Origin of the sequence: Serratia sp. AS12 (genome assembly GCF_000214195.1) — a bacterium.
GTDB classification, from domain to species: Bacteria; Pseudomonadota; Gammaproteobacteria; order Enterobacterales; family Enterobacteriaceae; genus Serratia; species Serratia plymuthica.
In genome coordinates this window covers 2,533,934-2,546,927 of record NC_015566.1, presented here as the reverse complement: position 1 = coordinate 2,546,927, position 12,994 = coordinate 2,533,934, and the positions used below count along the sequence as shown (strand labels likewise).

General features: G+C 57.4%; 14 protein-coding genes. 7 read left to right on the top strand and 7 right to left on the bottom strand.

Annotated features, from left to right (window positions below; translation table 11 throughout):
* Positions 1-5: 5 nt before the first annotated feature.
* From SERAS12_RS11920 to SERAS12_RS11910, 3 genes are all read right to left on the bottom strand, one after another.
* Complete coding sequence (locus SERAS12_RS11920; RefSeq protein WP_013812889.1) at positions 6-779, bottom strand: ABC transporter substrate-binding protein; 774 nt, start codon at positions 777-779, stop codon at positions 6-8.
* Between the two features lie 27 nt (positions 780-806).
* The gene (locus SERAS12_RS11915; RefSeq protein ID WP_013812888.1) at positions 807-1,568 is read right to left on the bottom strand and encodes a dimethylarginine dimethylaminohydrolase family protein; all 762 of its coding nucleotides are present in this window, start codon (positions 1,566-1,568) and stop codon (positions 807-809) included.
* Between the two features lie 160 nt (positions 1,569-1,728).
* Complete coding sequence (locus SERAS12_RS11910) at positions 1,729-2,667, bottom strand: LysR family transcriptional regulator (RefSeq protein ID WP_013812887.1); 939 nt, start codon at positions 2,665-2,667, stop codon at positions 1,729-1,731.
* Positions 2,668-2,763: 96 nt separating this feature from the next.
* Here SERAS12_RS11910 and SERAS12_RS11905 point away from each other — a divergent pair, with 96 nt between their 5' ends.
* Positions 2,764-3,981 (top strand): MFS transporter, encoded by a 1,218-nt coding sequence (locus SERAS12_RS11905; protein WP_013812886.1) that lies wholly within the window; start codon positions 2,764-2,766, stop codon positions 3,979-3,981.
* Between the two features lie 38 nt (positions 3,982-4,019).
* Here the strand turns inward: SERAS12_RS11905 and SERAS12_RS11900 are convergent, their stop codons facing one another.
* From SERAS12_RS11900 to SERAS12_RS11890, 3 genes are all read right to left on the bottom strand, one after another.
* Positions 4,020-4,943, bottom strand: a complete 924-nt coding sequence (locus SERAS12_RS11900; protein ID WP_013812885.1) for a substrate-binding domain-containing protein — start codon at positions 4,941-4,943, stop codon at positions 4,020-4,022.
* 93 nt (positions 4,944-5,036) lie between these two features.
* Positions 5,037-5,816 carry a TIM barrel protein gene (locus SERAS12_RS11895; RefSeq protein ID WP_013812884.1) on the bottom strand — a complete coding sequence of 260 codons (780 nt, stop codon included), beginning with the start codon at positions 5,814-5,816 and terminating at the stop codon, positions 5,037-5,039.
* The gene (locus tag SERAS12_RS11890) at positions 5,816-6,832 is read right to left on the bottom strand and encodes a Gfo/Idh/MocA family oxidoreductase (protein ID WP_013812883.1); all 1,017 of its coding nucleotides are present in this window, start codon (positions 6,830-6,832) and stop codon (positions 5,816-5,818) included. Before SERAS12_RS11890 ends, SERAS12_RS11895 begins: the two co-directional genes overlap by 1 nt.
* A 195-nt stretch (positions 6,833-7,027) precedes the next feature.
* Between SERAS12_RS11890 and SERAS12_RS11885 the strand changes: the two genes are divergently transcribed.
* The 6 genes from SERAS12_RS11885 to SERAS12_RS11860 all read left to right on the top strand — a co-directional run bounded on the left by SERAS12_RS11885 (position 7,028) and on the right by SERAS12_RS11860 (position 11,741).
* Positions 7,028-8,998, top strand: coding sequence for a sigma-54-dependent Fis family transcriptional regulator (locus SERAS12_RS11885; protein ID WP_013812882.1), 1,971 nt, complete (start codon positions 7,028-7,030; stop codon positions 8,996-8,998).
* 57 nt (positions 8,999-9,055) lie between these two features.
* On the top strand, positions 9,056-9,349 hold the full coding sequence (locus SERAS12_RS11880; RefSeq protein ID WP_013812881.1) for a SelT/SelW/SelH family protein: 294 nt from the start codon (positions 9,056-9,058) through the stop codon (positions 9,347-9,349).
* Between the two features lie 90 nt (positions 9,350-9,439).
* The gene (locus tag SERAS12_RS11875; RefSeq protein ID WP_013812880.1) at positions 9,440-9,934 is read left to right on the top strand and encodes a TIGR00645 family protein; all 495 of its coding nucleotides are present in this window, start codon (positions 9,440-9,442) and stop codon (positions 9,932-9,934) included.
* Positions 9,935-10,194: 260 nt separating this feature from the next.
* Positions 10,195-10,650: a 3-hydroxyacyl-ACP dehydratase FabZ gene (fabZ, locus tag SERAS12_RS11870; RefSeq protein WP_004944391.1), complete on the top strand. Its 456-nt coding sequence runs from the start codon at positions 10,195-10,197 to the stop codon at positions 10,648-10,650.
* Positions 10,651-10,685: 35 nt separating this feature from the next.
* Positions 10,686-11,474: a spermidine synthase gene (locus SERAS12_RS11865; RefSeq protein WP_013812879.1), complete on the top strand. Its 789-nt coding sequence runs from the start codon at positions 10,686-10,688 to the stop codon at positions 11,472-11,474.
* Positions 11,475-11,546: 72 nt separating this feature from the next.
* Positions 11,547-11,741 (top strand): ribbon-helix-helix protein, CopG family, encoded by a 195-nt coding sequence (locus tag SERAS12_RS11860; RefSeq protein ID WP_006318355.1) that lies wholly within the window; start codon positions 11,547-11,549, stop codon positions 11,739-11,741.
* Between the two features lie 122 nt (positions 11,742-11,863).
* Here SERAS12_RS11860 and SERAS12_RS11855 read toward each other — a convergent pair whose 3' ends face one another.
* A complete protein-coding gene (locus tag SERAS12_RS11855) occupies positions 11,864-12,991 on the bottom strand; it encodes a nickel/cobalt efflux transporter (RefSeq protein ID WP_013812878.1) in 1,128 nt (375 codons plus the stop codon).
* Positions 12,992-12,994 lie beyond the last annotated feature (3 nt).

The following is a 12,994-nucleotide window of genomic DNA, read 5'->3' as shown; positions in this document are numbered from 1 at the left end:
CCGGTTTAGCCGCCGTAAATGTCGAAGCTGAAATATTTTTTCTGGATGGCGTCATAGGTGCCGTCGGCACGGATGGCCTTAATGGCGCCGTTGAGCGCGTCACGCAGTGCCGGGTTGTCTTTGCCCACCGCGATGCCCACGTCAGAGGAGATGCTGCTGTCCGTAATCGCCGGGCCGGCGAAGGCAAACTTCTGCCCGCGCGGGGTATCGATAAAGCTGCTGGCCGCCTGGGTATTGTCCTGCAACGACGCATTAATCCGCCCGGACATCAAATCCAGATAGACATTGTCCTGGTTGGCGTAAGAAACGATCTTCACGCCCTGTCCGGCCCAATGCTTTTTCGCATAGGTTTCATGAATGGAGCCGGTCTGCACGCCGACCGTTTTGCCTTTCAGGCTGGCGACATCCGGCAGCAACGGGCTGCCCTTGCGCGCCACCAACTGCGCCGAACTGCGGTAGTAGCGATCGGTAAAGTCCACTTCCTTTTTACGCTCTTCGGTGATGGTCAGCGAAGCGATAATGGCATCGAACTTACGCGCATTGAGCGCTGCGATCATGCTTTCAAAAGGCTGTTTGACGAAAACGCATTTGGCATGCAACTGCGTACACAGCGCATTGGCGATATCGATATCAAAACCGGTGATCTCGCCGCTGGGCGAAAGCACGTCAAAAGGCGGATAACCGCCGTCGACGCCAAAGCTGATGGTATCGAAAGACTGGGCCGCCGCCGGGCCACCCAGGGCCAGGCTGGTCAGTAGAACCGCTAATGTTTTTTTCATGGCTGAGATCCCCGGTGCAAGAAAGCGCTAGAAACGAAGTGACAGGCAGGTCAGGCCGCCGTCCATTTTTTTAAATTCGCTGGTGTCGAGCTGAACGATGGGCATGCCCAATTTTTCGATTTGGGCCAGCGTGTGCGGGTAACCCCGTGGGGTAATCAAGGTATCGTTGATCCACAGCGTGTTGCCGGCATAGGACTCCGTTTCCGGGATAACGATGGCGTTGAAACCGCTAAAGGCAGGATGGCGTTGGTAGTCTTCCGTCAGCAACAGGGTGTTGCGGCCAACATAGTTGACGATGGATTTCAGGTGCAGCCCGGCGCTGACTTCAATGGCGGTCACCCGGTAGCCATACGGCTCTACCGCAGCGGCAAACTCGGCAATGCCGGCTTCATCGGTGCGCGCCGTCAGGCCAATAAAAAATTGACGATCGACCAGCAGCACGTCGCCGCCGTCAAGGTGGCCGCGCCGGCTCATCCGTACCACCGGGCGCTCGCCTTCAAACAGCGGCGCAATGGTGTCCACCTCGCCCTGGCGGCTCGGCGCACCCGGATGGGTGATCACGGCCAGCTCCGGCATGACCACCGCCGTGTCTTCCACGAAGTGGGCGTCCGGGAAGGCCGGGGCCGCCGGTAGCACCGTCACTTTCAGGCCCAGGCGCAGCAAGGTATCCACATAGGCCAAAAACTGACGGCCGGTGGCGGCGATATCCGGCGCGCCCAATTGAGCGGTGGTCTGGCCGCTGCCGCAGCTATCGGCAGGGAGTCTGGCAATGGCTTGAGTAAAGTGCATGGGCGATTCTCTCGAGTGAAATGGACGGTAGGTGTTCTTCGATTATCAAACAGATACCGTCGCCAATCAGGTTGAATCCGCCCGCCAACACTCTACATTTACGCTGTTTATCGCTCCGCTGACGACCTATTCCGCTGTACGCAGCACGAAGCCGTCGCCCTCACGGCACTGGCGCCTGTGCGCCGGTGATGCGTGGCATCACTTCTTTCATCAACTCGAGGAATTTACGCAACCGCGCCGGATAATAACTGGCATAGGGGTAAAGCAGATAAATCGGCAAGGGCGCGGCGTGCCAGCCCGGCATCAACGGGGTAAGCAGCCCCTGCTCCAGATCCTGTTTGACCACCCAGGATGACAGCATGGCCACCCCCACGCCGTTCAGCGCCGCCTTGCGCACGGCATAAAGGCTGTCGGTACTCAGCCTGGGGACAATGTCAAAACGGTAATCTTCGCCGCTGGCGGTATGCGTCAACGTCACTTCATTGCGATAAAAACTGTTTAGCGCCAGCCAGGGCAACTGCGCCAAATCGCCGATCTGCGCCAGCGGCGTATGGCGCGCCAGCAGTTCAGGCGCGGCCACCACAATGCGCGGCACCTGCGCCAGCAGCACCGCGACCACCGAGGGATCGGTCACCGCACCGACGTGGATCGCGCAGTCCACGCCTTCCGGAATGAAATCGGGCGAATGATCGTTGAGCGTCCACTCCACGCTGGTCTGACGATAGCGTTGCAGGTAATCCCCCAGCGGCCCGATCAACTGATCCTGGCCAAAGGCATGCGGTGCGCGTACCCGCAATACGCCCACGGGTTCATCGCGCACGCCGCGCAGTTCATCCTCCATGATTTGCCAGTGATCAATCAGCTTGCGCGCATGCTGATAACAACGCTCGCCGTCGTCCGTCAGCTTCATGGCGTGAGTCGTACGCTGGATTAATTTAACGCCGAGCAGTTGCTCCAGCACCTGGAGACGCCGGCTAATGGTGGGCTGCGAGGTGTTCATTTGCGCAGCCGCAGCCGAGAGGCTACCGCTGTCGACAATGCGCACCAGAGTTTGCAGCATGGCTATACGGTCGCCATTGGGAAATGGATTTTTATTCATACGTATTACGTATAACAGTTTTACCTGTGCGGGGGCTACAGTTTCCACCGAAAACTGGCAAGAATAGCCCCACTTTACTCGTTCTGGATAACCGTCATGAGCCTGATTTCAGCCACCACCACCGCGCCTGACCCTGCGCTTTCCGCCAAAATCGTTTTCCTGCTGGCCGCCGGTGCCGGTCTGAGCGTGGCGTCCATTTACTACAGCCAGCCAATGCTGAGCATCATGGGCGATACGTTCCACGCCGGGGTCAGCGATACCGGCATGGTACCCACGCTGACCCAGGCAGGCTATGCGCTGGGCATCCTGCTGCTGGCTCCACTGGGCGACCGTCACGATCGCCGCCAGATCATTCGGATAAAGGGCGTGTTGCTGGCACTCACCCTGCTGATGTGCGGTTTTTCTTCTTCATTTCCGCTGTTGTTGCTCAGCAGTCTGGCGATCGGTTTAGCCGCTACGGTGGCGCAGGACATTATCCCGGCGGCCGCCACGCTCGCTTCGGACGCCAACCGGGGCAAGACGGTGGGCACGGTGATGACCGGGTTGCTGGCCGGCATTTTACTCTCGCGCGTGTTCAGCGGCGTGGTGGCGGAATATTTCGGCTGGCGCAGCGTTTATATGCTGGCGGCATTGGGGGTGCTGGTCATCACCCTCACGATCGGCGCAGTGCTGCCGCGCTTTAAACCCAACACCACGCTGAGCTACCCTGCGCTGCTGCGCTCATTGGGGAAACTGTGGGCCGACTACCCGGAACTGCGGCGTGCGGCGTTGGCTCAGGGCTTGCTGTCGGTCGCATTCAGCGCTTTCTGGTCGACGCTGGCGGTCATGCTGGCGGAAAAATATCAGCTTGGCAGCGCCGTAGCCGGTGCCTTTGGGCTGGCAGGTGCGGCCGGTGCGTTGGCAGCCCCCCTGGCGGGCATGCTGGCCGATCGTCACGGGCCGGACTATGTCACTAAAATCGGCGCCGCCATGGTGGTGTGTTCATTCGCCCTGATGTTTCTGCTGCCCTGGCTTCCGCTGCCCGCACAGCTGGCGCTCATCGCGCTGAGCGCGGTAGGTTTTGATCTCGGTATCCAGGCGACGCTGGTGGCGCACCAGACCATTATTTACGCCATCAACCCGGCAGCCCGCAGCCGTCTGAATGCCATTATGTTTACCCTGGTGTTTATCGGTATGGCGAGCGGTGCCGCTCTCGGCAGCAAAATCCTCGAAAGCGCCGGTTGGCCGGGCGTGGTATTGCTGGCCACGCTGGCATCGGCGGGCGGCCTGGCGCTGCGAATGCTGGCCAAGCGCACCCCGCGCACCGTCGCCTGAGTAATCAAGCCATCCGACAATAGCCGCAGATCCTGCGGCTATTGTTGATTGGCGGCCACAAACTCCGCCAGATTCTGCTGAGTGATGGTTTTATAAGGCACCCAGTTGTAAGCCTCGGTCTTTTGCTTTTCCAGCAATGCCTTGGTGACCTGCACCGCCCCGGTGGCCTGTCCTTTGGCGTCCTGGAAAATGGTCAACACCATGCCCCCGTTTTTAATAAACTGCAGGCCGTCCGGCGTACCGTCAATGCCCGCCACCAGGATGCTTTTGTTTTTAGCCTGGTTCAACGCCATGATGGCGCCAATCGCCATTTCATCGTTATTGGCGGCGATAGCGTCAATCGGGCGGCCGTTCAGCAACCACCCGGACACCACATCCACCGCTTCATTGCGCTGCCATTTGGCGGTCTGCTTTTCCAGAACCTTCATGTCTTTATATTTGGCGATCACCTCTTCCACCGCGCGGGTGCGTTCACGCGCCTCTTCGTTAGAGAGTGCCCCCATCAGGATCGCCACGTTGCCGCGATAATTCATCCGTTTCGCCAGCGCCTCCATTTGCAACTTGCCCCCCTCCGCCGAGTCCGAACCCACATACGCCATGGCATTACCCAGCTTAACTTCCGGTTTGCGGTTGACGAAAATCAGCGGGATGTTGGCGCGCTCGGCGGCATCCATCATCGGCTTCACGCCCTGGGTATCTACCGGGTTGAGGATAATGGCATCCACCCCCAGGTTGATAAAATCGTCCACCTGCTGCACTTGCAGCGCCACGTCGCCTTTGGCATCGACAAACTGGCCGTCCATGTTCAACTGCTTAAGCTCGCTCACCATTTGCGAGCGTAAAATGGACACGAAGTTGAGATCGAAATTGGCCAACGCGACGCCGACCTTATAAGTTTTCGCCTGGACGTTAAAGGCCATAAACAGGCTAAGTAATATCAACAGCAAGCTTCTGATTTTCATGATGTCATCCTGTAGGTTGAGATAAATTTATTATTAAAATCAATGCATCACTCTTCATCCCGGGCAACAGACCACCGCCCGGGTTTACTGCGGTTATAAAGTGAAATGGTCACGGAACTGTTGCAGCGCCGCGGTGCTGTCATCGGATGCCCATCCCTCCAATGCCACTACGCCCCGGTAGCCGATCTCGTCCAACGTGCGGGCTATGGCACGGTAGTTGATTTCACCGGTCCCCGGTTGTTGCCGGCCCGGTACGTCGGCCACCTGAATTTCGCCGATCGCCGGCCCGCAGCGGCGAATAAGCTCGATGAGATTGCCTTCGCCGATTTGCGCATGATAAAGGTCGAGGTTCATCTTCAGGCCAGGGCTGTTGACCGCCTCAACCAAGGCCAGCGTGTCGCAGGCTCTGGCAAAGGGCGTGCCCGGATGATCCCGCGCCAGGTTGAGGTTTTCCAGCGTGAACACCTTACCGGCGCGCTCCCCCAGAAGCGCCAGCTTGCCCAAGGTATCGGCCGCCTTCAGCCACATGGCACCGGTCACCACCTCCACCGGCTTCACCGGCAAGCCGTTGGGATCCAGGCCGGTGCCGTGCAGATTCAGGCTGGGGCAGTTCAAGCGCTGTGCGATGGCGAGCGACCGTTCCGCCGTTTGCAACAGCTGGGCGATATCCTCGTCGTCGGTCAGGTTGCCGGCGAGATAACCGGTCATTGAAGTAAAACGCGCGCCAGTGCCAATCAGCGCATCAAGATCTTTGTTTTCCCAGTTCCAGATCTCGACGCCGAAGCCGAGCGCATGAATACGCGCTACGCGTTCAACAAACGGCAGATCGAGAAACACCATCTCGGCGCACACAGACAGCTGATATCCGGCCATTATTGTCTCCCCAGCGAGATCGGTTTGCCCTGCTTCACCGACTCGATGCAGGCCAATGCAATCTCCAGCGCATTGCGGGCATCCTGTCCGGTCGCGCGTGGCGTATCCCTCTGCTGGACACAGCGGGCGAATTCAGTCAGTTCCGCCACATAAGCGTCATGCAGCAGATCGGTATCCTGACGCGAGGTTTCGATGGCGATGCCGCCGGCGTGATACCGCACGCAGTTATTCAGGTTGATATTGCCCGCCTGCAACATCCCTTTGCTACCAAATACCTCACCGCGCACGTCATAGCCGTAGACCGCCTGGAAGTTGGCTTCTGCGGTGGCGATAGCGCCGTTATCGAAGCGGATAGTCACCACGGCGGTGTCCAGTAACCCTTTATCCTTGAAGTCCGGGCGCACCAGGGCATCCGCCAGCGCGTATACTTCAACCGGCCTGGCACCCGGGTTGAAGTGCAACAGCGTGTCAAAATCGTGGATCAGCGTTTCCAAAAAAATGGTCCAGGCGGGGATAGGCGCCGGATCGCGCAACTGCGGATCGCGGGTTACCGATCGGGAAAGCTGGGTAACGCCATTCTCTCCCTCCTTCACGGCGGCAATGGCGGCGGCAAAACCGCTGACAAAGCGGCGATTAAACCCCACTTGCAGCACGACGCCCGCCTGTTTGGCGGCGGCGATGGCCCGATCCGCCTCTTCCAGCGTGATGGCCATCGGTTTTTCGCAAAACACGTGCTTCCCTGCCTGGGCGGCGGCAATCACCCACTCCGCATGGGTACGCGCCGGGGAAGCAATGACTACCGCATCGATTTCGCTGTCATCCAGCATGCTCTGCAAATCGCTAAAGGCGCTGACGCCCAGCCTGTCCGCCAACCGCTGCGCTGCACCCGGCAGCGGATCGGCCACGGCGGCCAAAACGGCGCCCGGCACGCGCCGCGCCAATGACTCCGCATGGAAAGTGCCCATTCGGCCGGCACCGATCAGGCCAACGCGCAAGTTGTGAGGTGAATGACTCATAGTGATTCCTTATGTGGATTAACGCCCTTGTCGGGCTACGGAGGTCACTGTGGGTATTGCAAAGGGGATGCCAGCTCGTAAAGGGAGGAATTTGTGAGGCGATGCACAGATAACCACAACAAAGTGACAACTAAATTGACATGTCAATTTCACATGTCAATAAAATGAACATTACATTCCAAACTGGAGAGCCGCATGCACACTGCCGCCGGACTGATGCCGATCAAAGACGAGAGCGACCCGATTTTCAGCCTCCCGGGAGGCCCGGAGGCCAGTGAATGGGATAGCCTGTTTTGGCAAGGCTGGCAGGTTTTTAATGAAGGCGGGCAACCCGGCTGGATCCGCAAGTCGATCCTGCAATCCTGGCAACGTTCGCGTGAAAACGGCATCGACCCCGAAGAGTTTGTCTATCACTCGCCGCCGGCAGAGCGGTTGCAGATGATTCTGGCGCAAAACAACGAGCTGATTAAGGTGGCGCACAGCATCATGGAAAACCTGCTGGCCTACAACCCTGACGGCCACATCAACCTGACCGATGCCTCCGGCGTCACCCTTCACTACTGCGGAGCGGATTTGACACCGGTCGGCAGCATCCTCAGCGAGGAGGTTCAGGGCACCAACTGCACCGCGCGCTGCCTGCGGGAACAGCGCCTGGTGTATGTGTTAAGCGGTGAAAACTGGAAAATGGGCCTGCGTCAGCGCCATCGCCAATGTGCGGCAGCACCGGTGCGTAACGCTGAAGGCGTGATGATCGGCGTGCTGACGCTCACCGCCACGCCGGATAACTTCAACGCCCACACCTTGGGCACCGTGCAGGCGGCTGCGGAAGCCGTCGGCCAACAGTTGCAGTTGCGTCGGCTGCTGGCGGAACAACAGTCCATTATGGAAACGCTGAATGAAGGCGTTATTGTCTGCGATCGCCACGGCAGGCTGAAAACCGTCAACCGCTATGCGCGCCAGATTTTTGACGGCCTGGAGCCTGGCAACCTGTCCCTCGACCAGTTGCTGCGCCCGCAGTCCGGCTCGCTGCTGACCATGCCGTTTTGTAACGATCGTGAAATGGTCTTTATGCCCGAAGGCAAACCGGCCCTCTCCTGCGTGATTTCGTTGATGCCCGCGCCGGATGACGGCCGGGTGCTCTCCCTGCGGGAGAACCAGCGTATTCGCGCTATCACCCGCCGAGTGATGGGCGTCAGCGCCAGCTATACCTTTGACATGATATACGGCCACTCCAGCCGCATACGGGAAGCCATCGCCAAGGCGCGTACCAGCAGCCGCAGCGACAGCACCGTTCTGCTGACCGGCGAGAGCGGAACCGGCAAAGAGCTGTTTGCTCAGGCGATCCACAACGGCAGCGCACGCAGCAATGAACCCTTCGTTGCCGTTAACTGCGGCGCCTTGCCGCGCGATCTGGTGCAGAGCGAGCTTTTCGGTTACGTGGATGGCGCCTTTACCGGTTCGCGCCGTGGCGGTTCCGCCGGGAAATTTGAGCTGGCGGATGGCGGTACTTTGCTGCTCGATGAAATCGGCGAAATGCCGCTGGATGCGCAAACCAGTCTGCTGCGCGTACTACAGGAGAGTGAAGTGCTGCGGATCGGCGCCACCCACCCGGTGAAGGTCAACGTGCGCATCGTGGCGGCCACCAATTGCGATCTGGCGCAGGCGGTGGAGAATGGCGCTTTCCGGCGCGATCTGTATTACCGCCTGAACGTCATCTCCCTCTCGGTTCCGCCGCTGCGCGAACGACGGGAAGATATCGTCGGGCTGGTTAACGGCTTTGTGCACAAACTCTGTACGCGCATGAAAAAAATCCCGCCGCAGGTATCACCGCAAGCGATGGCCTGCCTTAGCGCCTGGCGCTGGCCGGGCAACGTGCGCGAACTGGAAAACCTGGTGGAACGAATGGTGAACCTGTGCGAAGGGCTACAGATCGACGTGGGCGACCTGCCGGAGGAAATCACTCGTGATCGTACTGAACCTGACGCAACACCGTCCGCGAGGCTGGAAGATAACGAACGTACCCATATCATGCAGGTGATTGAATCCAGTGGCGGCAATCTGCGGCAGGCTGCGCAGCGGCTCGGACTATCGCGCACCACGCTGTACAATAAAATCAATAAATGGCGGATCGATTTGACCCTGTTGCGCCCTGAACGGCCGGCTTGACAGGGTTGCGGCGGCATTCGATGATGATGAGAAAATCTTACCGCCCAGGCCTGCTCAATGAAAACGTCCCCCGCTGTCACCATTCACTATTGTTCGCAATGCAACTGGCTGCTGCGTGCCGCGTGGATGGCGCAAGAATTGCTCCACACCTTCAGCACCGATTTGGCCGCCGTTACGCTGGTTCCCGGCACCGGCGGCATTTATGAGATAGCCGTGGATGGCTTTGTCATCTGGGATCGCAAAACCGAAGGCGGCTTCCCCGACGCGGCAGTGCTCAAACAGCGTTTGCGCGATCGATGCTTCCCCGAGCGGCCATTAGGCCACGTGGATAACAAAGGCGTTAAAAGTTAAGGTGCAGTAACCACAAGGTGCCGCGCTTGCCTTCCTCCGGGCGTCCTGAGCTATACTGTGCGTCTCTTTTGGTAACAAACTCAGATGACTATGGAACGCTTTATAGAAAACGCTATGTATGCCTCTCGCTGGCTGCTTGCACCGGTTTACTTTGGCTTGTCGCTGGCGCTGGTGGCGCTGTCGATCAAATTCTTCCAGGAGATACTGCATGTTCTGCCGAGCATCTTCTCCATAACCGAAGGGGATCTGGTGCTCACCCTGCTTTCGCTGATCGACATGGCGCTGGTGGGTGGCCTGCTGATCATGGTGATGTTCTCGGGCTATGAAAACTTTGTTTCGCAGTTGGATATCAGCGAGCACAAAGAAAAGTTGAGCTGGCTGGGGAAAATGGACGCCACCTCACTGAAGAGCAAGGTAGCCGCATCCATTGTCGCTATCTCTTCCATTCACCTGTTGCGGGTGTTTATGGATGCCAAAAACGTGCCGGACAATAAGCTGATGTGGTATGTGATTATCCACCTCACCTTCGTGCTTTCCGCTTTCCTGATGGGCTACCTCGATAAAATAACGCGTGAGAAGCACTGATTCACCGATCTGGCCGTCATCACTCTGATGGCGGCTAACCCTCTCTCCCATTAAAAATAATTATCCATCAATCTGTTGGACGCCAATTTCAATCGTCAATTTAAAGTTACGTTGTCACTAAACGGCGGTTAATGCCCGACCTGGCGATTTTCAGTTAGTGCATATGATGATAATAACATTATAATGCTATTACATTCCCGCCGGGCGCATAAGCCACCGCTGGCCGAGCTTCGTCCCGCTGACAGGATCCAAAATCAATCATGCCGCTGAATGGAAATCCACTACAGTACCAGGATGTTCAATCTATCCTGCCACACCGGTTCCCCTGTCTGCTGGTCGACCGCATTCTGCCCGCCGGCACGTCGATTTCTGAAGGGCGCTTGAGCGCCATCAAAAACATTACCGCCAATGAACCGACCTTTTGGACCGGCCACCACCAGACCACCGTTTTCCCCGGCATCCTGATGGTGGAAGCCCTGGCGCAGAGCACCGGCCTGCTGGCCCACTACTTTCTCGGCCCGTTGTCAGAAGGCGAACATTATTACTTTGCGTCCATTCAACGCGCCCGTTTCTACCGCTCGGCCCAACCCGGCGACCAATTGCGCATGGACGTCGCCTTTGTCCGGCAACGATCCGGCATTGCCCGTTTTTCCGGAATGGCGACGGTCAATGGCCGCCGTATCTGTACGGCCGAATTTATGTGCGCCCGTAAATAAGCCCCCGTTTCTAAAGGAGCCAAAGCGAAGCTACCATGTCTATTGTTGATAAGTTGCTCAATAGCCTTGATTTTTCTCCCCGTGGACAAATCATCGCCCGGGAGGAAGACCATTGCGGTGAAATTATCGTTTCTGACCACAAAGACTACCGTACCCTGCGTTTCGACGGCATTTGCGAGCAGAGCAAAATGTGCATCAGCGCGCCGCAGGTGCCGGTTCACAACTACATAAAAACCATGCTGATGGCCGTAGCCTGGCAACCGCCTTCGGCGGCGCTGATCCTCGGTCTGGGAGGCGGCAGCCTGGTGCGGGCATTGCATGCCTATGATCCCAACATGTTGCTGGACGTGGTGGAACTGCGCCCGGCGGTGGTGTCTGTCGCCCGCCGTTATTTCACCCTGCCCGCCGATAAAACGGTCACCTTGCACACCGCTGATGCCGCCGATTTTTTACAGGCTCCCGCCACTCGGCAGTATGACCTGATATTTTCCGATCTTTACAGCGCCTTCGCGATGGACCCGCAACAGGGCACGCGAAATTTTCTGGATCAATGCGCCGGTCGTCTTTCGCCTCAGGGCTGGTTGGTGCTGAATTATCATGAAGTGCCCGATGACAGCACGCTGCTGTATCACAGCTTGCACTGCGCATTTAAAACCGTTCTTTACTGCGTGGCACCCAGCGGCAACGTCATTATTTACGCTACACCGGGCCATGTTGAGACGCCGCTCAGCCTGCTGCGCAGCCTTTCCGCCGCCGTCGGTCCGACCTTTGGCTGTGATTTAGGTTTTCTGTCGCGCAAAATTGAGCGGCTGCATTTTAACTAGAAATTGTGGGTTGGATAGCCGATTACCCAGCATGCCATTATCATTTGATTATCATCCTCTGGAGGAATCCTCATGGAAAAGAAAACGGCACGACTGACGATACTCATCGATCCGGATAAGAAAAAAGCCCTTGAAGAGCTGTGCCTGCAACAGGACGTCACCCCGTCTCAGGTGATCCGGCAACTGATACGGGACTATTTGCACAAACATCAGGTGGAATACCCCAGTCAACCGACCCGTTCCAATCCCCGGGTAGATAACACCTGACCCGAGGATTGAAGCCGGATGGCGCACGGAATGCGCCATCTGCAACCGCCAGGTTCAGCCCTGGCGTCTCCCCGCAGAGAATCCGTGCCCTTTAGCCTCGGCCACCAATGCGCAGGACCACATCAATTCATCAAACCTGTCCAACCGTGGATACCCATGTAGATACCCACCGCGGCAATCAATATGCTTGAAAAATAAGGGGCACGGCGGGCCAATGTGTTGAAACCGCCCCAGCGTTTTGTCGCCTGCCTGACGCTATAAGCGGCAGCAACACCCACCACCACCAAGGTCATTGCCAGGCCGATGCTAAAACACAGTACCAATGCCGCACCTAAGCTAAATGCCTTCACCTGGATGCACAGCAGCAGTACGGTGATTGCCGCAGGGCATGGGATCAATCCGCCCGTCAAACCAAAGAGAATAATCTGACCGGTCGTCACATTTTGGTTGGCAAAACGACGTTTGATATCGTTAGCGTGCGCTTTCTCATGGGCATCCTGATACTCCTGCGAAGAAACATCCAATCCTGCCAACGCCGAATGATCATGATCGTGGTGATGGTCATGTTCTTTGAACTCGACGTCATAGTCATGAGAATGCCCGCCATGGCCTAACGATAAACGCGCCGTGAAATTATGCGGTTCGGGGATCGCATGCACGGATTGCAAGAAGCCGTCTTTTTCCTCGAATTCAAAAATCTGTGGGAAGCCCTTTTCGCGCACAGTAGTCACCGTGACCGACTTTGCTCCCCAGTTTTGCCCAGCGACATTTCTTAAACGCCAATGCGGTGGTATGCCGTCTTCAAAGATCGACAATTCAACGCGCCCATGGCCAGTATCAATCAGGTGTGATTCGTCATGGCCCTGATGTTCAAGCTCATAAGCTTGTTCGGCTTTCCACTGTTGTTCACCCCGCCAGGTACGCCAAAACATCCAAAGTGCGGTACCCAAGATAATGATCGAGGAAAAGAGTTGAAAATAAGGTTCTGTCGCCTCTGCGGTAAACTGACGGCTCAAATACATGCCGCCAAAAGCGATTAACCACACTATCGCCGTATGCGAGACAGTCGCCGCCAGCCCCAGCAAAACCGCCTGTTTCATCGTGCCGCGAATAGCCACAATGAAGGCGGCCATCATCGTTTTGGAGTGTCCAGGTTCAAGACCATGCAAGGCGCCAAGCAAGATAGCGCTGGGAATAAACAGCCAGGCGTTACCCACGCCTTGCTGCAGCAGGGAGGAAAAATCGCGCATGAC

What these genes read in the sequence shown, in the direction of transcription:
- SERAS12_RS11920 (WP_013812889.1), bottom strand. Translation starts at nt 779, where the DNA reads ATGAAAAAAACATTAGCGGTTCTACTGACCAGCCTGGCCCTGGGTGGC.
- SERAS12_RS11915 (WP_013812888.1), bottom strand. Translation starts at nt 1,568, where the DNA reads ATGCACTTTACTCAAGCCATTGCCAGACTCCCTGCCGATAGCTGCGGC.
- SERAS12_RS11910 (WP_013812887.1), bottom strand. Translation starts at nt 2,667, where the DNA reads ATGAATAAAAATCCATTTCCCAATGGCGACCGTATAGCCATGCTGCAA.
- SERAS12_RS11905 (WP_013812886.1), top strand. Translation starts at nt 2,764, where the DNA reads ATGAGCCTGATTTCAGCCACCACCACCGCGCCTGACCCTGCGCTTTCC.
- SERAS12_RS11900 (WP_013812885.1), bottom strand. Translation starts at nt 4,943, where the DNA reads ATGAAAATCAGAAGCTTGCTGTTGATATTACTTAGCCTGTTTATGGCC.
- SERAS12_RS11895 (WP_013812884.1), bottom strand. Translation starts at nt 5,816, where the DNA reads ATGGCCGGATATCAGCTGTCTGTGTGCGCCGAGATGGTGTTTCTCGAT.
- SERAS12_RS11890 (WP_013812883.1), bottom strand. Translation starts at nt 6,832, where the DNA reads ATGAGTCATTCACCTCACAACTTGCGCGTTGGCCTGATCGGTGCCGGC.
- SERAS12_RS11885 (WP_013812882.1), top strand. Translation starts at nt 7,028, where the DNA reads ATGCACACTGCCGCCGGACTGATGCCGATCAAAGACGAGAGCGACCCG.
- SERAS12_RS11880 (WP_013812881.1), top strand. Translation starts at nt 9,056, where the DNA reads ATGAAAACGTCCCCCGCTGTCACCATTCACTATTGTTCGCAATGCAAC.
- SERAS12_RS11875 (WP_013812880.1), top strand. Translation starts at nt 9,440, where the DNA reads ATGGAACGCTTTATAGAAAACGCTATGTATGCCTCTCGCTGGCTGCTT.
- fabZ (WP_004944391.1), top strand. Translation starts at nt 10,195, where the DNA reads ATGCCGCTGAATGGAAATCCACTACAGTACCAGGATGTTCAATCTATC.
- SERAS12_RS11865 (WP_013812879.1), top strand. Translation starts at nt 10,686, where the DNA reads ATGTCTATTGTTGATAAGTTGCTCAATAGCCTTGATTTTTCTCCCCGT.
- SERAS12_RS11860 (WP_006318355.1), top strand. Translation starts at nt 11,547, where the DNA reads ATGGAAAAGAAAACGGCACGACTGACGATACTCATCGATCCGGATAAG.
- SERAS12_RS11855 (WP_013812878.1), bottom strand. Translation starts at nt 12,991, where the DNA reads ATGCGCGATTTTTCCTCCCTGCTGCAGCAAGGCGTGGGTAACGCCTGG.